Raw genomic sequence first — 19,692 nt, forward strand, 5'->3', positions numbered from 1 at the left:
CTTTAGGCAGGGAGAACAAGATTATGGCAAAAGCAATTTATATTGAAAAAGGCAATGGCGGCTGGGGCGGACCGTTAACGGTACCGGTCGTTGCAGGCAAAAAAGTGTTGTATATGACGGCGGGTACACGTCCGGCAATTGTGGACAAACTGGTTGAGTTGACCGGCTGGCAAGCAGTGGACGGATTTAAAGAAGGAGAGCCGGCAGGCGATGAAATCGGGATTGCGATTATTGACTGCGGCGGCGTGTTGCGCTGCGGGCTTTATCCGAAACGCCGTATTCCGACGATTAATATTCATGCAACCGGCAAATCAGGTCCGTTGGCAGAATTTATCGTGGAAGATATTTATGTGTCGGCGGTGAAAAACGACAATATCAAGTTGATTGATTCAGTCTCTGTTGTCGCCGCAGCGCAGGTTGAAAACACACAGAACTCACCGTCGGTAAGTAGTCAAAGTGCGGTCAGGGATTACGACAGCAGTAAAAAGATTACCGAGCAGAGTGACGGTTTACTCGCCAAAGTCGGTATGGCAATGGGATCGGTGGTGGCGGTGTTTTTCCAAGCGGGGCGTGACACTATCGATACCGTACTCAAAACGATTCTGCCGTTCATGGCATTTGTGTCGGCTTTAATCGGCATCATTATGGCATCGGGCTTGGGCGATTGGATTGCGCACGGTTTAACCCCGTTGGCAAACGGGCCGATCGGATTGGTGACGCTGGCGCTAATCTGCTCTTTTCCGCTTTTGTCGCCGTTTCTGGGGCCGGGCGCAGTTATTGCTCAGGTTATCGGGGTGTTGGTCGGGGTGCAAATCGGTATGGGCAATATTCCGCCGGGATTGGCATTGCCGGCGCTGTTTGCGATTAACGCCCAAGCGGCTTGTGATTTTATTCCGGTCGGTTTGTCACTGGCGGAAGCAAAACAGGATACCGTTCGGGTCGGTGTGCCTTCGGTCTTGGTGGGGCGCTTTTTGACCGGTGCGCCGACCGTGCTGGCGGCATGGTTTGTCTCCGCCTTTATTTATTGATATGGCTGAAATATAAGGAAAAAAGATGATGATTATCTATCAAACAGTGATCACTAAAGTCGGGCAATTCGCGCGAGATGCGTTGGCTGAAAATATGCTGATTACCTTTAAACAAGGGGCGCCGCAAGATTTGGAAGATTTTTGTTTTATCCACCGACACGGTGAATTGTCAGTCGATGTTTGTCAGGGGGATATTTTACAGCTTGACGGGCGGGATTTTGTGATTACGGCGGTCGGTTCGGTGGCGTCTTTCAATTTGAAAGCGTTGGGGCATGTGACGTTTCGTTTTGATGCGGCGAGAGAGGCGGAATATCCGGGAACGATTCATTTGCTTGGTGATGTGCCGACCGCACTTGATGTGAATTCGGTTTTAACGATTAAACGTGATAAATAGGAGTTTATGATGAGCAGTAAAAAAGTGGCCGTTGTTGTCGGCGGCGGGCAAACGTTAGGGGCATTTCTGTGTGAAGGGCTGGCCGAGCAGGGCTATCTGGTGGCGGTGGCCGATTTGAATCGGGAAAATGCGCTGAAAACGGCGGAAGATATCAATCAAAAGTGCGGTCGGCAGCTTGCCCGCGGATTTCAGACCGATGCAACGAATGAACAGAGTGTCATGGCATTGGCGGCAGCAGTGGATCAGGAATTCGGGCAGGTGGATTTGCTGGTGTATAGTGCCGGTGTAGCGAAAGCGGCGCCGATAACCCATTTTGCACTGAATGATTTTGAATTTTCGGTCAAGGTCAATTTAACCGGGTATTTCTTATGCGCACGGGAATTTGCCAAACTGATGATTCGTGACGGCATTAAAGGGCGGATTATCCAAATCAATTCAAAATCGGGCAAAGTCGGCAGTAAGCATAATTCCGGTTACAGTGCGGCCAAATTCGGCGGCGTCGGTTTAACCCAGTCGCTGGCATTGGATTTGGCGGAAAACGGGATTACGGTACATTCGTTAATGCTGGGTAATTTGCTGAATTCACCGATGTTTCAATCGCTGATCCCGCAATATGCCGAGAAACTCGGCATTTCGCCTGAGGAAGTCGAGCAGGCTTATATCGATAAAGTGCCGTTGAAACGGGGCTGTGATTATCAGGATGTGCTGAATGTGTTGTTGTTCTATGCCAGTGAACAAGCTTCTTATTGCACCGGGCAGTCAATCAATATCACCGGTGGACAGGTGATGTTTTAACCGAAAATTTATGGCGGGTTAGCTCACATTTATTTGCATAATTCGCCAAATTTCTTTCAAACTGTGAGATAATTTCATTTATGGATACTGTAAATACATTGATTTTAGTTGCCGTTATTGCCTGGGCATTACAAATTGCACTGGGCTGGTGGCAGGTATCACATTTTAACCGTTCGTTTGAACGGTTGTGTCAGCAAGGGCGGGTTGGCGTAGGGCGCAGCACAGGCCGATTTAAAGCCAAAGTCGTTATTGCCGTTGCTGTTGATCAAAATCAATGCGTGACGGATACATTGCTAATGAAAGGATACACTGTTTTTTCCGGACCGAGCTCGATTCCACGATTGCAGGGATTAAGGCCGGAGGAAATTGTGCCGAAAGCCGTTTTTCCCGACAGCAGCGCTTGTCAGGAAGCATTGTTTGAGGCGGTTCGTTTGCGATAATATCCGTCGGCATGAAAAATGAGACCGGATTTATGAAACCAAAAGAGAGACAAACGGCGATTATTGATTATTTGCACGTGCACGGCAAAACGACCGTTGATGCGTTGGCGAACCATTTCGATACCACCGGTGCGACTATTCGTAAGGATTTGACCGCACTTGAAGAGGGCGGCAAAGTGTTGCGGACTTACGGCAGCGTTGTGCTTGCCGGCAACGACGAAGGAGATTTGCCGATCATCAATAAAGCGCATATCAATCTGGAAAGCAAAAAGAAAATTGCAAAAGCGGCGGCCACACTGCTCAAAGAAGGCGATTCGATGATTATTGATGCCGGCAGTACGGTCTTGCAAATGATCCCGTTTTTGTCGAAAGTTGATAATTTGACCGTCATGACCAATAGTCTGCATATCATCAACAGCCTGGCCGGGTTGGATAAAAACTATGAACTGTTGATTTGTGGCGGAACTTATCGCCCTAAATCCGGCTCGTTTCACGGCATTCTTGCCGAATCGACATTTGAGAAATTTTCCTTTGACAAGCTGTTTATCGGGACGGACGGTTTTGACTTGGATGTCGGCTCGACAACGTTTAATGAAGTTCACGGCGTCAGTACCGCCATGTGCAATGCGGCAAGAGAGATTATTTTACTGGCGGATTCGTCCAAATTCGGCCGACGCAGCCCGAATGTAGTCTGTCCGTTGGAGAAAATCGACATCATCATTACTGATAAAGGTTTGGACGCTCAAATTTATCAGGCGCTGAGTGAAAAAAATATTCGGGTGATTTTGGCTGATTAATCGGGTATTAAAAACAAAAAAATACCGCACTTTTGTTTGAAAGTGCGGTATGTTGTTAATTGGATTGACTCAATTATTTAGAGATGTGGGCAACCAGATCCAATACTTTGTTTGAGTAACCGATTTCGTTGTCATACCAAGATACGACTTTAACGAAAGTATCGGTTAATGCGATACCGGCTTTGGCATCGAAAGTCGAGGTCAGGGTGCAGCCGTTGAAATCGGTGGAAACCACTTCATCTTCTGTGTAGCCCAAAACGCCTTTCAGTTCGTTTTCGGAAGCACGTTTCATTTCGGCGCAGATTTCGGCATAAGTCGCCGGTTTTGCCAAGTTGACAGTCAAGTCAACAACAGAAACGTTTGTCGTCGGAACACGGAACGCCATACCGGTCAATTTGCCGTTTAATTCAGGGATAACCACGCCGACCGCTTTAGCTGCACCGGTAGATGAAGGAATGATGTTTTGTGCCGCACCGCGACCGCCGCGCCAGTCTTTGGCTGATGGGCCGTCAACGGTTTTTTGGGTGGCAGTTGTGGCGTGAACGGTTGTCATCAAGCCGTCTTTGATGCCCCATTTGTCGTTTAATACTTTAGCGATTGGCGCCAGACAGTTGGTGGTGCAAGATGCGTTGGAAACGATATCCTGACCGGCATAAGTATCAAAGTTGACACCGTTAACGAACATCGGGGTTTTGTCTTTGGAAGGACCTGTCAATACCACTTTTTTGGCACCGGCGGTGATGTGTTTACGTGCGGTTTCATCGGTCAGGAACAAACCGGTTGCTTCAACGGCAACGTCAACACCGATTTCATCCCATTTAAGGTTTGCCGGATCACGTTCAGCCGTTACACGAATGGTTTTGCCGTTAACAACCAGGTTGCCGTCTTTCACTTCGACAGTACCGTCGAAACGACCGTGAGTTGAATCATATTTCAGCATATAAGCCATGTAATCGGCATCGATTAAGTCGTTGATACCGACAACTTCGATGTCATCACGATTGATGGAGGCACGGAATACGAAACGACCGATGCGGCCAAAACCATTAATACCAATTTTAATTGCCATGAGATTTTTACCCTTCATTAAAAGTTTAACAAAATTACTACATTTTGCCGCTATTTCGCCTAAAAACGTTACATTTGGCGTTATTTCTGCGCTATCGCGGCTCCATGTAACTCTGTGAAGTATATCACAGGTTTGTTCCGCTTCGAAACAACAAATTTTTGAGGCAAGTCAAGATAGCGAAAAAAATATAGCCGATAATAAGCGGGCGGCATAGGATCAAAAAGAATGATATTTCCGCCGCTTTTTGTTTTAGAATGGAGAGGGTTTTTTGAACACGGAAGGTGACAATGAAGACAAAGGAACAATTGAATGCCGAACAGCGGCGCATCTGTTTGGAACAGGGGACGGAGCTGCCGTTTAGCGGTAAATTACTGCAACAACGCAATGTCGGGCTGTACCGCTGTTTGTTGTGTGACGCTGCGCTATTTTTGTCGGATACCAAATTTGATGCCGGCTGCGGCTGGCCGAGTTTTTACCGGCCGGTTTCTGGGCAGTCAATCCGTTATCTGGACGACTACAGCTTATCTCGGCATCGGACTGAAATTCGCTGTGGCAATTGTGATTCGCATTTGGGGCATGTATTTAATGACGGCCCGCCGCCGACCGGATTGCGTTTTTGCGTCAACTCGGTATCCATGATTTTTGAAGATCAGGAAAGTGGAGAAATAATAGAAGGTTAGGTAGCGAAAATGTGATTTAGATAACACTTTTTTATCTCAAATCACAAAGGATTATTCTTTTTATATATCTTGGCTACAATGGTTGCAATTACTTTAAATTAAAAACAAATTCAGGGAAAGGACATGAATTACGGCAACGCGGTTTTGCGCAATTTTTTGGGGAAAACACCGGATTGGTACAAGGTGTGTATTTTAGGATTTTTGATTATAAACCCGATAGTCTATTTTACGATAAGCCCGTTTTGGGCAGGTTGGTTATTGGTCGCTGAATTTATTTTTACGTTGGCGATGGCATTAAAATGCTATCCGCTACAAGCCGGCGGATTATTGGTGATTGAGGCAATTTTTATCGGTATGACCTCGCCTGAGCATATCATGCATGAAGTGATGGCCAATATCGAAGTATTGCTGCTGTTGATGTTTATGGTGGCGGGTATTTTCTTTATGAAGCAGCTGTTGCTGTTTATTTTTACCAAGCTGTTGCTCGGCATTCATTCCAAATTACGCCTTTCATTAGCATTTTGTCTGTGCGCCGCCTTTTTATCGGCTTTTCTTGACGCCTTAACGGTGGTTGCGGTGATCATCAGTGTCGGAACCGGCTTTTATGCGGTCTATCACAAAGTGGCTTCAGGTTATACTTTTGATGATAATTCGGATGATATTTTTAATGATCAGAAAATCGATATGTCACGCAATACGCTGGAACAATTCCGCAGCTTCCTGCGCAGCCTGATGATGCATGCCGGCGTGGGAACCGCACTTGGCGGGGTGATGACCATGGTCGGCGAACCGCAAAATTTAATTATTGCGGCGCAGGCAGGCTGGGGCTTCGGCGAATTCTTTTTACGGATGTTGCCGGTAACGCTGCCGGTATTGATTTGCGGAACTTTGACTTGCGTGGCGCTGGAGCGTTTTAAGGTTTTTGGCTACGGGCAGCGATTGCCGCAAAAGGTCTGGGTAGTTTTAGCGCGTTATGAACGGGAGCAGAGCCGTAAGCTGACCGCTCAGGATCGGGCGAAATTGTGTGTGCAGGCGTTGGTCGGCATTTGGCTGATTTGCGGACTGGCTTTCCATTTGGCGGCGGTCGGGTTAATCGGATTGAGCGTGATTATTTTGGTGACGGCTTTTTGCGGTATCACCGAAGAACACGCACTGGGCAAAGCTTTTGAAGAAGCGTTGCCGTTTGCCTCATTATTGGTGGTGTTTTTTGCCGTCGTGTCGGTGATTATCGATCAAGGCTTGTTCCAGCCGATTATCCAGTTTGTACTGCACGCTTCGGAAGAAACACAGCTGGCGTTGTTTTATATTTTTAATGGGCTGTTGTCGGCAATTTCGGATAACGTATTTGTCGGCACGGTGTATATTAATGAAGCGAAAGCGGCGTTGGCCGCCAATACGATTACCCAACAGCAGTTTGAATTTATTGCCGTTGCCATCAATACCGGTACCAATTTGCCTTCGGTCGCCACGCCGAACGGGCAAGCCGCATTTTTGTTTTTATTAACCTCTTCATTTGCACCGCTAATTCGTTTATCTTATGGTCGAATGGTTTACATGGCTTTGCCTTATACTATCGTTTTGTCGCTGGTTGGGTTAGTATCTGTAGAATTATTATTGCCGAAGTTGACGCTTTGGTTTCAAAGTGCCGGTTGGCTGATTACTCCATAAGAAGGAAGGCAAATGTTCAATTATTTAAAACAGGTTTCGCTCAGTCGCGGCGGTTGGTTTTTGTTGTTAATCTCTTGTTTGGCTTTTGAAGCCGCCGGATTATACTTTCAGCATGTCATGAAGCTTGAACCTTGTGTGATGTGTATTTATGAACGTGTTGCGATTCTGGGCATCGCTTTGGCTGCGTTGATTGGTTTGATCGCACCGCACTTTTTGTTAATTCGGTTATCGGCATTGATTATCGGTTTGTTCAGCGCGGTACAAGGCTTGCTGTTGGCCGTGCGGCACACGGATTATCAACTCAATCCCAATCCGTGGGATCAGTGTCCGTTGATGGTGGACTTTCCGGCGACACTACCGTTAAACAAATGGTTTCCGCAAGTTTTCGAGGCTTACGGTTCTTGCAGTGAATTGCAGTGGTCGTTTTTGGGATTCGCCATGCCGCAATGGTTGATTGTGGTTTTCGCCGCTTATGTGCTGGTATTGGGGGGGGTGTTGCTCAGTCAGTTAAAGCCGACTCGCCGTCGCCAACGAACATTGTTTAAATAAGCTGGTTAAAAGCAAAAAAGCGGCTGCCAGTTATTTCGGCAGCCGCTTTTTGCATAGTTAATATCCCGAAATATTAAAATCCGGGGTAAACAGATTGTTTTCAATCCGGCGGACTTGGGTTTTCAATGTGCCGTCGGGATAGAGTTCAAATTCCCGCCAACCCGGCGGCATGGAGCCCAAACTGAAATGGTAGCTGTCGGATTTGAATTGAATACAGGTGGACGGTGTGGTCAGAATCCGATATTGATTCCACACGGTGTCCATCTCTTGGTGGATATGCCCGCTGACGACCGCTTTAATGTGCCGATGCTGCGCCAAACAACTCAAAAACTCCGATGTGTTGCGTAAATTATGTTGATCGAGCCAAGCTGAACGCGTCGGGGCGATATGGTGGTGCAGCACAATCACAGTATAGAGATTCGGATATTGCTCCAGTTTGGCCAGTAACCAATCCAACTGGTACAGGTTCAGATAGCCGTGGGGCGAGTTGATCACTTGGCTGTCAAGCATCAAAATTTGCCAAGTATCGTTGATAACGATGTGTTTTAACGGTGAAATATACTGAGTATGACGGCTCAGCATTTCGACCATATGCGGTTGATAGTCATGGTTGCCGGGAATCCAGAATACCGGTTTTTGCAGTGTCTGAATTTCTTCGCTGAAGTAGCGGTAGCCTTCCGAGCTGCTGTCTTGTACCAAATCGCCGGTGGCGAGTACAAACTCGAAATCAAAGGCGGTTTTTTGAATTTCGGACAGAACGGCAACAAAGCTGTCGTAGGTATTAATGCCCAATAATGCCGATTTTTTATCGGCGAATAGATGCGGATCCGTCACTTGAATAAAACGTACCGGTATACCGTCTGAATGGTGAAGGAAAGTTGTTTTCAAAATATACCAACAAAATCTGTAAGAAATAAAAAAATGTCGTAATGGATAAGATACTGTTTTTTATCCAAATGTCAGTATTTTTCTATTAAAAATGCTAGTAAGCGCACATTTTCCGAGAAACAAAATGTCGAAATTGAAGATATATCCTCTTTTTTCACCGCTTATTGTATATTGTTTATCCCCATAATTTTTGTAAGCGAAGATAGTGAAGCTGTAACCACTGTAAACCGATCACGGCGATGCTGTTATCGATTTTTCCGCTCTCGATCCATTGGTAGGCTTGTTCGCGGCTGACGACATGCACTTTGATGTCTTCGTGCTCTTCCGCCAGTCCGTGCAGCCCTTTTGCTTGTGAGGCGTCCGCTTTGCCGGCAAACAGGTGAATCCGTTCGAAAACACCGCCGGGGCTGTCCCAGACGCTGAGTGCCGGTACGATATCGGTGACGGCGATACCGGCTTCTTCTTGTGCTTCCCGTACGGCAACCTCTTGCGGCTGTTCATTCTCTTCCACCATACCGGCGATTAACTCCAACAGCCACGGTGATTTTCCACTGTCTTTCACGTAAGCGCCGATCCGCACTTGTTCGACCAGAATCACCTGATCCCGCTGAGGATCGTAGGCGATGACGGCAGAGGCCGCACCTTTGTACAATAATTCGCGGGTAACGGTGCTGCTGTAGCCGCCGGCAAACAGTTTATGGCGGAAGCGGATTTGATATAGTTTAAAAAAACCGTCATAGACCAGATCCTGCTGTTGGATCTCTAAATCGGCGGCAGAAAATTGTTCAATCGTCATGTGTTTCCTCTTTTTTCGGTCAAGCCTGAATTTGCGATTCGAGTTGAATCAGTTTATCAAATTAACGCCTTTTTTCACTTACATTTGCAAAAGGTTTTCGGTAAAATAAATGAACGATCATTTAGTTGAGAAAAAAGAGATGAAAAAAATAACATTGTTGCTGTCGGTTTTAAGCCTCGGCTTGACGCAGCAGGTGATGGCGGCTTCTTTGATGGAAGCCTACGAGCAGGCGAAGAACAGTGATCCGGTGGTGAAAAAAGCCTATGCGGACAGCCGGCAGATTATCGAAGGCAAAAATCAAGCGAAAGGCGCACTGTTGCCGCAATTGAATGCCGCCGCCAGTTATGGTTCAAATCGCTATGTAGACCACGGAACAACGCATAATACCGGTTATAACAACAGTTTCAGCCAAAACCGCACTTTCAGTGTCGGGCTGAATTTAAGACAGGCGCTGTTTGATATGAGCTTATGGCGTAATTTGTCATTGCAGGAAAAAACCGCACAACAGGCGGAAGTGTCTTATCAGGCGGCACAGCAAAATTTGTTGTATCGCGTGGCAACCGCTTATATCAGTGTGTTAAACAGCATTGATACGCTGACATCGGTGCAAGCCGAAAAAAGAGCGGTTTACAGCCAATTGAGTGATACCAACCAGCAATATCAGGTCGGACTGGTGGCGATTACCGATGTTGATGAAGCGCAGGCACAGTATGACAGCGTGATCGCCAATGAAATTATGGCGCAAAACGATGTCGATAACAGCATTGAAGCCCTATATGAAATTACCGGACAATATCCGTCGGATATCCATCGGTTGGATACGAAAAAATTCAAAACGCAAACCTATGCCAATCCGAACCAGTATATTACACAGGGCGAAGAGCAGAATTTGACGTTGACCTACTATAAAATGGGCAAAGAATTGGCAAAAGAAGGCATCAAAGTTGCGGAAAGCGCCTATTTGCCGACAGTGAATTTGGTCGCCGGCTTAACCCACACCAATTCAAGAATGCCGGTGGCAAGCAGTTACGGCATTCCGGATCGCAGTGTTGATCAGGCGACTATCGGCGTGGAAGTGTCGATGCCGTTGTATACCGGCGGTCAGACGGCTTCGCGCGTGCGACAACAACAGCACGCTTTTGTCAGCAGTTCGGAAGGATTGGAGTCAACTTATCGTGATCTGGTGCGCAATATCCGCTCCACGGTCAACAGCCTGAACGCCTCTTCGAGTTCAATCAGGGCGTATCAGCAATATGTGCGTTCATCGGAAAGTGCTTATCAGGCGACGTTGTCGGGCTATAATGCCGGCACCCGTACCATTCTGGACGTATTGACCAGCACCCGTACCCGTCACGAAGCCCAACGGCAATTGTCGTCGGCACGTTATAACTACCTGTTGCTGGAATTGCAGTTGCGACAGTTATCGGGCAGTTTGAATGAAAACGATTTGAGCCGTCTGCATAATTTATTAACGGTTAGAACCAAGTTGTAATCCGAGTCTGAGGCAATATAACGGAAACGGCAACCTTTGGGTTGCCGTTTTTTTAGATCAGCCGATACAGCAGATTGATGCCGACTACGCCGATTACCACGCTTAACAGCGTGTTTCGCCAGCGGATATAGCTCAGCAAAACCGCACTTAGCGCCACCAATTCAATCAACGGTTCGATAAACGAGGCTGAAAGTGCGGTCGGAATCTTTAAACTGCTCAATAATAAAATCAGCATGATGCACAGCGGCAAGGCTTGATTCAGGCTTTGCAGCCAACCGGCTTGCAGCCAGCGTTGCGGCAGGAATAACGGCAAGGCGCGACAAACAAAGATGACGACCGCCATGCCGAACAGCGCCAAGAGAATATCAACAGTATGGCTCATGATTTTCTCTCCTTATAACGCAGTTGCAGGTTATAACGCATTAAAATAGCCGTCATGCAGCATAAAATCGCCGCCAGCATCAGCCAATCGGCTGCAAACAGTTTCGCCGGCACAAATGCGCCGACGCTCAACAGAAAAGGAAAGTATTGTCGTACTTGACGATACTGCTCATATGCCAAAATAATAAACAGGCACGGCAAGGCAAACTCCAAGTGCGGTATTGCATTTGCCAGCTCCGCACCCAACAGGGTGCCGATCAACGAGGCGGAAACCCAATAGAACTGGCAGAGAAAATTGATTTTGCTGATCAGTCTCGGGCGTTCGGATTTATCCTGTGTCGCAACCAAGGCATAACTTTCGTCGGTAATCGATGCCGTGGCATACCAGCGCAGCAAGCCTTTTTTCGGTAAATCCCGATGTAATGCCAATGTATAAAAAATCTGACGCAGGCTAATCAGTAACGTACCGACGACCAACGGAAAAAAGCCGGCGCCGGCGGCAAACAGCGGAATGGCGGCATATTGCGCCGCACCGGAATAGACCAACATGCTTAATGCTACGGTCAGCCAAGCCGGCAAACCGGCGCTGACGGCGAGAATGCCATAGGCAATACCGGCGGCATAATAGCCCATCGCTATCGGCAGAGTGAGACGGATTAAATGTCGCCAATCGGAAGAGGAAGCGGTTTTCATATTGAATTTTCAGATCATGGATTGTTATTTTGTTGAGAAGCCGATAGTCTAATGAAAAAATGGAAATTTGTCATGACCAATTGAGGACAGCAGAATGCAACGTGCGGTAATTTGGGGAAATCTGGCGGATATGCCGCCAAGTGCGGTATTGCGCCGTTATTTGCCGGAGGTGCGTTTGCAGCCGCAACTTAAAGCGAACGCCCGTTTGAAGCAGCGGCGGCAGAGCAGTATTTTGGCGCATTTTCTATTGGTGAAACTGTTGGAACATTTTCGCCAACCGATTTCATTCATTGAACGGATTCAGCGCACCGCAAGCGGCCGCCCCTATTTTGCCGATACACCGCAGATTGATTTTAATATCAGCCATTCCGGCGATTGGGTTGCGGTGGTGATCGCCATCACCGAGCCGCATGAAAGTGCGGTTGCAGTGGCGGTGGATATTGAAAGTCCGCAGAAACAGCGCAATTTTGACGGGTTAATGCGTTTTTACGCTTCGGAAAGCGAGCGGCGGTGGTTCGAGCGGCAAGCAAGGCGTGAGGCGGCATTCTACCGCACTTGGTGTCCGCGTGAAGCGGTGCTGAAATCGCAGGGCGTCGGCATTGTCAAACTGCGTTCGGTGGTTCACCAGCCGCAGCAGTTGCGGATTCAGTGTGATTATGCACCGAAGGGAAAATTATTTTTTAGCGATGAACTACCGTTTTATCTGGCGTATTTTTTGCAGCAAAACGAGGAAACCCTTCCTGAATTGTTCCATTGGCAAACCGCACTTGTACCGATAAAATGCCTGCGACAGATGATTTATCAGGTCAATTAAAATGAAAAGTGCGGTTGGATTTCTCCGACCGCACTTGATGGTTCCGGTATGCGAGGCAGTTTATGCCAAGAGTTTGTTCACCCGTTTGATAAATGCCGTCGGATTTTCCAGCGAGCCGCGTTCAGACAGCATCGCTTGATCAAACAGCAATTCAATCCATTCGCCGAATTGCGCTTCATCACTGGTATCCGCTGTTTTCTGTACTAAAGCGTGTTCCGGATTTAGCTCAAAGGTGTATTTCACTTCCGGCACCGGTTGTCCGGCGGCGGCAAACAATTTCGCCATTTGCGTTGTCATCTGATCATTGTCGGTGGAGACAATCGCCGGCGTATCGCTTAAACGATGGGTTAAACGGACATCTTTCACCCGTTCGCCCAGATAGCTTTTCACCCGCTCGATAAATGAATCGAATGCCTTATCCTGCTCTTTTTGTACTTCTTCCTGTTCCTTGTCGGCCAGATCGCCTAAATCCAGATCGGATTTGGTAATGGCTTGTAACGGCTTGCCGTCGAATTCCGTGAAGTAGCCCAACACATATTCGTCAATGCGATCAGACAACAGCAGCACTTCGATGCCTTTTTTATTGAACAGCTCCAAGTGCGGACTGTTTTTAGCGGCAACATAGCTGTCGGCGGTAATGTAGTAAATCGCCTTCTGCCCTTCTTTCATGCGCGCGACATAATCTTCCAGCGCAACCGTTTGTTCGCTGCTGTCATTGTGAGTGGTTGCAAAACGTAGTAATTTGGCGACCTCTTGTTGATTGGCATGATCTTCCGCCAAACCTTCTTTCAGTACTAAACCAAATTCTTTCCAGAAATTTTGATATTTAGTTTTGTCTTCATTTTTCGCCAGTTTTTCCAACATACCCAAAGCACGTTTGGTCAGCGCTTTGCGCAGGGCGGCAGTCACTTTATTGTCTTGCAGGATCTCACGCGATACGTTCAGCGGCAGATCGTTGGAATCGATCAACCCTTTGACGAAGCGCAGATAGTTCGGCATAAATTGCTCGGCATCGTCCATGATGAACACACGCTGCACATACAGTTTCAAGCCGTGTTTATGTTCTCGGTTGAACAGATCCCAAGGGGCTTTTTCCGGCAGATACAGCAGGCTGGTGTATTCTTGTTTGCCTTCCACCCGATTGTGCGCCCACAGTAACGGCTCGTTGAAATCATGGCTGATGTGTTTGTAGAATTCTTTATATTCTTCTTCGCCGATCTCGGCTTTATTGCGCGTCCACAATGCTTGCGCTTTGTTGATTTTTTCCCATTTGACGCCGGTTTCTTTGCCTTCGTCATCGTATTCTTTCACCAGTAATTCGACCGGCAAATCGATATGGTCGGAGTATTTGCCGATGATTTGGCGCAAACGCCAGTCGTCCAAGAACTCTTTTTCGTCTTCGCGTAAATGCAGGGTGATTTCAGTGCCGCGTTCGGTTTTTTCAATATCGGCAACGCTGTATTCGCCTTCACCGGCGGATTCCCACAATACGCCTTGATCCGCACTTTCACCGGCGGCACGGCTTTTCACGCTGACTTTATCGGCGACGATAAAAGCGGAATAGAACCCCACGCCGAATTGCCCGATCAGTTTGCTGTCTTTGGCTTGATCGGATCCCAAGGTGCTTAAAAATTCTTTGGTGCCGGATTTGGCGATCGTGCCGAGATGGTCGATGATTTGTTCACGGTTCATGCCGATGCCGTTATCGCTGATGGTGAGCGTGCCTTTGTCTTTATCGGCGCTGACCCGCACTTTCAAATCACCGTCGCCTTCATACAGTTCCGGTGCGGAAAGTGCCTTGAAACGCAATTTGTCGGCTGCGTCGGAGGCGTTGGAAATCAGCTCGCGCAAGAAGATTTCTTTGTTGGAATAGAGGGAGTGAATCATCAACTGTAGCAGTTGTTTGACTTCGGATTGAAAACCGCGCGTTTCTTGGTTGTTGCTCATTGTTATTTCCTGTTCTAATGGTTAAACAAAAAGGTAAACGAAATAGGATAGAACTAGATATGGGAACGGTTGGGCGGATTTCAAGGGGGAAAGTGAAAGTGCGGTTTGGTTGAACCGCACTTATATCCATTATTGTCGGGCTAACTGCCAACTGCCGTCGGTTTGAATATGCAGCAAATCGCTGTGGAAGCGTTTTAAGGTTGAGCGGTGGCCGACGCTGATAACGGTGCTGTGCGGCAATTCTTGTTGCAGCAGGCGGTACATCGCATCTTCTAAGCCTTCGTCCATGCTGGCGCTGGCTTCATCCAAAAAGACGATTTGCGGTTTGTTCAGCAACAGACGGGCAAATGCCACCCGTTGCTGTTCGCCTAAGGATAAAATCTGCGTCCATTCGTTGTGTTCGCTCAGTTTGTCGCTCAAATGCGCCAGACAGACTTGTTGCAACACGGCTTGTTCGGTTTGGTAGTCCGCTTTTTGCGGCGGGGTATTCGGATAATACAATGCGTCTAACAGTGTACCTTGCGGTAGATACGGTTTTTGCGACAAAAATAACGCATTGCGTGGTGCTGCGATTTCACCTTCTGCGTATGCCCATAAACCCGCCAGCGCACGTAACAGTGTGGTTTTACCCACACCGGACGGCCCTTGAATCAGTAGGCGGGTGGCCGGGGCAATATCCAAATTTAGCCCGTTGATCAATGGCGTATGCGCCGGGGTTTTTACCGTCAGATTTTTAACCTGCAACCGGCTTGCGTGTTCGCTGATTGTCGGCATCGGCAGCTGTTCGGCACTGCGCATGGCTGCGTTGAATCCGGTCAAACGATCCAGTGTGGCTTTATAAGCGGCAAAATCATCATAAGAATTACGGAAAAATGACAGGCTGCTATGCAATTGACCGAACACATTTACGGTTTGCATTAGATCGCCAAGTGAAATCTGTTTGCTGAAAAAACGGCCGGCTTGAATCAAAAACGGAAAGACCACCGAAGTTTGGCTGACCACGAGGTTAAAACCGGAAAATTTCAGGGTTCGATAGACAATTTGCCATACATTGCCGATCACTTTTTCAAACTGACCGAATAAGGTATTGCGTTCGGTTTTTTCGCCGCCGTAAAAGGCGATGCTTTCGGCGTATTCTTTGATCCGAATTAATGAATAACGGTAGTTTGCATTCAGTTTTTCATTCAGGAAATTGAGTGCGATTAACGGTCGTCCCAATTTAAAGGCAAACAGCGAGGTGATGAGTACGTAGCCGAAAGCGATAAAAACCATGCCGTGCGGAATTTCTATGCCGAGAAGTGCGGTCGGGCCGGATAATTTCCACAATAAAATCGTAAAGGCGATGATCGAGGTGACGGCGCTGATTAAGCCGGTGGAAAAGCTCAGGGAGCTGGAGACAAACGATAGGATATCTTGCTGAATCCGTTGATCGGGGTTGTCCAAGCGACTGTAATTGTACTGTGTTTTATAGTAAGTGCGGTTTGTCGTCCAACGATCGACAAAGCGTTGATTAAGTGCGGTACGCCAGTTAATCGTAAAGCGCTGCGATAAATAATAATTGGCTAACACCAAGACGACATTGATGCTTGCCAGAATGCTGAATACGACCATCATTTGCCAGAATAACGGGGCGTTCAAATCTTGTAGCGAGCCGTACATCACATTATACCAATTGGAGATGACAACGTTTAAACGCACCGCCATTAACGATAACAATACGATAATTAAAAATAATCCGATGGCTTTTAAATTGTGTTTCGGATCGATATAGTCGGCGGCAAGCTGCCAAAATTGTTTTCCCCAGCGGCTGAATTTAATCAGTAAAAATCCGAGTACCGCCAAAAACAGCATACTGCCGATAAAAGCCTGTGCCAACCACCCGGCGGAATCGATAAGTTCTTGTTGCCAATTCATAAAAAGTCCAAATTTAACAAATAGTAAGCATTTGATTCTCAAATAGCTAAAAAGTTTAACAATGCACGCAAATTTTTAAATAAAAAATCTCATCTTTATTTTAAAAGTTTGCACTATAACAAACTTTTGCCGATTTAACATCGGTATAATGTGCGCAGTTTATCATTTTAAAATTTAACTATAGGAGATGTTATGAGTGATATTGCTATCACGATTAGCCTGCTTGCTTTGGTTGCCGTCATCGGATTGTGGTTGGGGCATTTGAAGATAAGAGGCATCGGAATCGGAATCGGGGGGGTGTTGTTCGGCGGAATTTTTGTCGGCCATTTTACCAATCAATACGGCTTGAACCTTGAACCGCATACCTTGCATTTTATTCAGGAGTTCGGCTTGATTCTGTTTGTGTATACCATCGGGATTCAGGTCGGCCCCGGTTTTTTTGCTTCGCTTCGTCAGTCGGGATTGAAACTGAACCTGTTTGCAATGCTGATTGTGTTGTTAGGTGCGCTGTTGGTGGTGATCCTACATCTTGCTTTCGGGGTGGAACTGCCGATTATTCTGGGCATTTTCTCCGGTGCGGTGACTAATACGCCGTCATTGGGGGCGGGGCAGCAGATTTTGGCGGAGTTGGGCATGACCAATATTACCGAAACCATGGGGATGGCGTATGCGATTGCCTATCCGTTCGGTATTTGCGGTATTTTGTTGGCGATTTGGCTGATTCGGCTGTTTTTCAAAATTAAGATTGAAGAAGAGCACCAACAATTTGAAAAAGAATCGGGGCATGATAAAGAGAGCCTGAGTACGCTGAATGTGAAAATCACCAATCCGAATATCAGCGGCTTGAAAATCCGTGCTATTCCCGGATTTGAAGCAAAAAATGTGCTTTGTTCCCGACTTAAACGGGGCGAGGAGTTGATTGTGCCGCACGCAGATACCGAAGTGCAGCAGAACGATATTATGCATTTGGTCGGAGATATGCCGGATTTGCATCGGGTGCAGTTGGTGGTCGGTGAGATCGTCAAGGAATCGCTTTCAACTCGCGGCACCGATTTGCGTTCTGTACGGGTGGTGGTGACCAATGAGCTGGCACTCGGCAAAAAAATTCGTGATCTGAAAATCAAACAGAAATATGAGGTGGTTATTTCCCGTTTGAACCGTGCCGGGATTGAATTGGTGCCTACCAGCAATACCAGCCTGCAATTCGGCGACGTATTAAATCTGGTCGGACGTCTGGACGCCATTGAAGCGGTGACGGCGGTCATCGGCAATGCACAGCAGAAATTGCAACAAGTGCAAATGCTGCCGGTATTTATCGGGATTCTGTTGGGCGTATTATTGGGATCGGTGCCGATTTCTCTGCCCGGTTTTCCTGTTGCGTTAAAACTGGGATTGGCCGGCGGACCGTTAGTTGTCGCCTTGATTCTGGCGCGAATCGGCAGTATCGGCAAACTTTACTGGTTTATGCCGCCAAGTGCGAACTTGGCTTTGCGCGAAATCGGGATTGTGTTGTTCCTCTCGGTGGTCGGTATCAAGGCGGGGGCTAATTTTGTAGACACCCTGTTCAGCGGCGACGGATTGGAATGGATGATGTATGGTGCAATTATCACCTTTGTACCGCTGATGATCACCGGTATTGTCGCGCGGCTGTATGCCAAAATGAATTACCTCACCCTCAGCGGCTTGTTGGCCGGTTCGATGACCGATCCGCCGGCTTTGGCATTTGCCAACGGCATTAAAGAAGACAGTGGTGCCGCCGCCCTGTCTTACGCCACCGTTTATCCGCTGGTGATGTTTATGCGGATTATCTCACCACAGGTACTTGCCGTGTTGCTACTGCTTTTTTCGGCGGCATAAGATTAAATCTTGAAGGGGCAACGGAAGCGTTGTCCTTTTTTGTTTATCGGGAGAATTCAGGTCGCGGTCCAATCAATTTTTAGCGCCGTCAGATTTAAAAACTATTTTGCACAGTAAAAGAGCCAATATTTATTATCTTGAGCATTGCCGTGTTATGCAAAAAAACGGGCGAATACTTTATTTAACGGAAAGTGATAAGGAAAATTTGTATTGGAATATTCCGATTGCCAATACGACGAGTATTATTTTGGGAACCGGAACCTCCGTTACACAAGCTGCGGTGCGGGAACACCGCTCTTTATGGCAACCGAAATAGAGCGGTTGACGCCACAAAGGGAATATCGTCCGACCGAATATGTACAAGGTTGGCTGAGTTGGTGGTTTAACGAAGAAAAACACTTACAGGCGGCTAAATTGTTACAAAAAGCCCGTATTACTTTTTTACGGCAGACACGGACATGGAACAAGGACCGAGAGTTAAAGGCGGAAGGATTTGATATTGCCAATAATGCATTGAATTCATTATTACATAAGCAATTACAAGAGATTGATTCGCAATTAAACGTGACAGCCTTATTGCAGCAGGAAGCTTGATTTAGCAAACAGCTGTATAAATTTGCAGCGCAGGCCACTCGGTACGGTGAATTTACCCGCGATCGGGAAGCGGGTGATCGCACTAATATTTTTCTTAATCACGGCAACTATCTTGCCTATGGTTTAGCAGCAACGACCACATGGGTATTGGGTATTCCTCATGGTTTTGCCGTCATGCACGGCAAAACCCGCCGTGGAGCGCTGGTTTTTGATATTGCCGACTTAATCAAAGATGCGCTTGTTTTGCCGTTAGCTTTCATCTGTGCCAAAGAAAAAGCAAGCGAACAGGCGTTTCGACAAGAGTGCTTAAGGGCATTTACACAACATAACGTATTGGATTTCATGTTTGATGTGGTGAAAAAACTGGCGCTAGAGAATGGCGCCAGTGAATAAACCACCTGTATGGTGGGTAAAAATTAACAAAACAAAAATGTATTTTATATATTTCTAAGCTACGAGTTAACGTAGGGTTAGTATCATATCTGATTGGAAAGGAATGTGAAAGGCTATGTGATGCTGGTGCCTAGTCGAACGACAATTTAGGAGTATTTGATAAGAACTCGTATTTTATAAAAATATATTTAATATAGGGGTTGATTTTTTTTGCCGCATGATTATAAGATATGGCATATCTCAAGATGATACGTTCTTACGTAGTGAACGTCACTCTCAAAGGATTCGGATATGATCACTTAGTATGTGATTGTAAACGTTAAAGAGCGGTTAGGATTTGATCTTAACCGCTCTTACCTCAGCTTCAAGTTAAAACCTATTTTTTGTTGCTCTTTAAAAATATATTATTTATCAATTGGTTACTGAACTATTGAGAAATGATGGTCAAAGTGATTTTGTTCGTTTAACTTATTGTTTTAAATGTTATTTTTAGAATAATGCGT

At 46.8% G+C, this 19,692-nt stretch carries 20 protein-coding genes; 13 read left to right on the forward strand and 7 right to left on the reverse strand.

Annotated features, from left to right (window positions below):
* Window positions 1–23: 23 nt before the first annotated feature.
* The 5 genes from srlE (at window position 24) to srlR (ending at window position 3,454) form a co-directional block, all read left to right on the forward strand.
* Window positions 24–1,028, forward strand: a complete 1,005-nt coding sequence (gene srlE / locus OA57_RS10645; RefSeq protein WP_034617522.1) for a PTS glucitol/sorbitol transporter subunit IIB — start codon at window positions 24–26, stop codon at window positions 1,026–1,028.
* Between the two features lie 25 nt (window positions 1,029–1,053).
* Window positions 1,054–1,422 carry a PTS glucitol/sorbitol transporter subunit IIA gene (gene srlB / locus OA57_RS10650; protein ID WP_034617525.1) on the forward strand — a complete coding sequence of 123 codons (369 nt, stop codon included), beginning with the start codon at window positions 1,054–1,056 and terminating at the stop codon, window positions 1,420–1,422.
* A gap of 6 nt (window positions 1,423–1,428) precedes the next feature.
* On the forward strand, window positions 1,429–2,217 hold the full coding sequence (gene srlD, locus OA57_RS10655; protein WP_200883624.1) for a sorbitol-6-phosphate dehydrogenase: 789 nt from the start codon (window positions 1,429–1,431) through the stop codon (window positions 2,215–2,217).
* An 80-nt stretch (window positions 2,218–2,297) separates the two neighbouring features.
* The gene (gene gutM, locus OA57_RS10660) at window positions 2,298–2,657 is read left to right on the forward strand and encodes a transcriptional regulator GutM (RefSeq protein ID WP_034617530.1); all 360 of its coding nucleotides are present in this window, start codon (window positions 2,298–2,300) and stop codon (window positions 2,655–2,657) included.
* A gap of 32 nt (window positions 2,658–2,689) precedes the next feature.
* On the forward strand, window positions 2,690–3,454 hold the full coding sequence (gene srlR, locus OA57_RS10665) for a glucitol operon DNA-binding transcriptional repressor SrlR (RefSeq protein ID WP_034617597.1): 765 nt from the start codon (window positions 2,690–2,692) through the stop codon (window positions 3,452–3,454).
* Window positions 3,455–3,527: 73 nt separating this feature from the next.
* Here the strand turns inward: srlR and gap are convergent, their stop codons facing one another.
* Window positions 3,528–4,523 (reverse strand): type I glyceraldehyde-3-phosphate dehydrogenase, encoded by a 996-nt coding sequence (gene gap, locus OA57_RS10670; RefSeq protein ID WP_034617533.1) that lies wholly within the window; start codon window positions 4,521–4,523, stop codon window positions 3,528–3,530.
* Window positions 4,524–4,810: 287 nt separating this feature from the next.
* Between gap and msrB the strand changes: the two genes are divergently transcribed.
* From msrB to dsbB, 3 genes are all read left to right on the forward strand, one after another.
* Complete coding sequence (msrB, locus tag OA57_RS10675) at window positions 4,811–5,203, forward strand: peptide-methionine (R)-S-oxide reductase MsrB (protein ID WP_034617543.1); 393 nt, start codon at window positions 4,811–4,813, stop codon at window positions 5,201–5,203.
* 123 nt (window positions 5,204–5,326) lie between these two features.
* Window positions 5,327–6,871 (forward strand): sodium/proton antiporter NhaB, encoded by a 1,545-nt coding sequence (nhaB, locus tag OA57_RS10680; RefSeq protein ID WP_034617544.1) that lies wholly within the window; start codon window positions 5,327–5,329, stop codon window positions 6,869–6,871.
* A gap of 12 nt (window positions 6,872–6,883) precedes the next feature.
* Window positions 6,884–7,420, forward strand: coding sequence for a disulfide bond formation protein DsbB (gene dsbB / locus OA57_RS10685; RefSeq protein WP_034617546.1), 537 nt, complete (start codon window positions 6,884–6,886; stop codon window positions 7,418–7,420).
* A 57-nt stretch (window positions 7,421–7,477) separates the two neighbouring features.
* Here the strand turns inward: dsbB and cpdA are convergent, their stop codons facing one another.
* Together cpdA and nudF are read right to left on the reverse strand one after the other, a co-directional pair.
* On the reverse strand, window positions 7,478–8,308 hold the full coding sequence (gene cpdA / locus OA57_RS10690; protein ID WP_034617550.1) for a 3',5'-cyclic-AMP phosphodiesterase: 831 nt from the start codon (window positions 8,306–8,308) through the stop codon (window positions 7,478–7,480).
* Between the two features lie 175 nt (window positions 8,309–8,483).
* On the reverse strand, window positions 8,484–9,104 hold the full coding sequence (nudF, locus tag OA57_RS10695; RefSeq protein WP_034617553.1) for an ADP-ribose diphosphatase: 621 nt from the start codon (window positions 9,102–9,104) through the stop codon (window positions 8,484–8,486).
* A 139-nt stretch (window positions 9,105–9,243) separates the two neighbouring features.
* Between nudF and OA57_RS10700 the strand changes: the two genes are divergently transcribed.
* The gene (locus OA57_RS10700; protein WP_034617599.1) at window positions 9,244–10,596 is read left to right on the forward strand and encodes a TolC family outer membrane protein; all 1,353 of its coding nucleotides are present in this window, start codon (window positions 9,244–9,246) and stop codon (window positions 10,594–10,596) included.
* 52 nt (window positions 10,597–10,648) lie between these two features.
* On the opposite strand, the gene OA57_RS10705 is transcribed toward OA57_RS10700, so the two are convergent.
* Entirely contained in the window at window positions 10,649–10,978 is a 330-nt protein-coding gene (locus OA57_RS10705; RefSeq protein ID WP_052122475.1) for an AzlD domain-containing protein, read from the reverse strand.
* Entirely contained in the window at window positions 10,975–11,670 is a 696-nt protein-coding gene (locus tag OA57_RS10710) for an AzlC family ABC transporter permease (RefSeq protein WP_034617556.1), read from the reverse strand. The genes OA57_RS10705 and OA57_RS10710 overlap by 4 nt, the downstream gene beginning before the upstream one ends.
* A 94-nt stretch (window positions 11,671–11,764) precedes the next feature.
* On the opposite strand from OA57_RS10710, the gene OA57_RS10715 reads away from it, so the two are divergent.
* Window positions 11,765–12,484, forward strand: coding sequence for a 4'-phosphopantetheinyl transferase family protein (locus OA57_RS10715; protein ID WP_052122477.1), 720 nt, complete (start codon window positions 11,765–11,767; stop codon window positions 12,482–12,484).
* 60 nt (window positions 12,485–12,544) lie between these two features.
* Here the strand turns inward: OA57_RS10715 and htpG are convergent, their stop codons facing one another.
* Both htpG and OA57_RS10725 read right to left on the reverse strand, forming a co-directional pair.
* Window positions 12,545–14,431, reverse strand: coding sequence for a molecular chaperone HtpG (htpG, locus tag OA57_RS10720; protein ID WP_034617559.1), 1,887 nt, complete (start codon window positions 14,429–14,431; stop codon window positions 12,545–12,547).
* Window positions 14,432–14,560: 129 nt separating this feature from the next.
* The gene (locus OA57_RS10725) at window positions 14,561–16,345 is read right to left on the reverse strand and encodes an ABC transporter ATP-binding protein/permease (protein WP_034617562.1); all 1,785 of its coding nucleotides are present in this window, start codon (window positions 16,343–16,345) and stop codon (window positions 14,561–14,563) included.
* Between the two features lie 192 nt (window positions 16,346–16,537).
* Between OA57_RS10725 and OA57_RS10730 the strand changes: the two genes are divergently transcribed.
* The 3 genes from OA57_RS10730 (at window position 16,538) to cas1f (ending at window position 19,189) form a co-directional block, all read left to right on the forward strand.
* Window positions 16,538–18,202 (forward strand): putative transporter, encoded by a 1,665-nt coding sequence (locus tag OA57_RS10730; protein WP_034617565.1) that lies wholly within the window; start codon window positions 16,538–16,540, stop codon window positions 18,200–18,202.
* Between the two features lie 300 nt (window positions 18,203–18,502).
* A complete protein-coding gene (locus tag OA57_RS12865) occupies window positions 18,503–18,796 on the forward strand; it encodes a CRISPR-associated endonuclease Cas1 (RefSeq protein ID WP_235424669.1) in 294 nt (97 codons plus the stop codon).
* A 12-nt stretch (window positions 18,797–18,808) separates the two neighbouring features.
* A complete protein-coding gene (cas1f, locus tag OA57_RS12870) occupies window positions 18,809–19,189 on the forward strand; it encodes a type I-F CRISPR-associated endonuclease Cas1f (protein WP_235424670.1) in 381 nt (126 codons plus the stop codon).
* Window positions 19,190–19,692 lie beyond the last annotated feature (503 nt).

It is taken from the genome of Chelonobacter oris (genome assembly GCF_000772535.1).
Classification (GTDB): domain Bacteria; phylum Pseudomonadota; class Gammaproteobacteria; order Enterobacterales; family Pasteurellaceae; genus Chelonobacter; species Chelonobacter oris.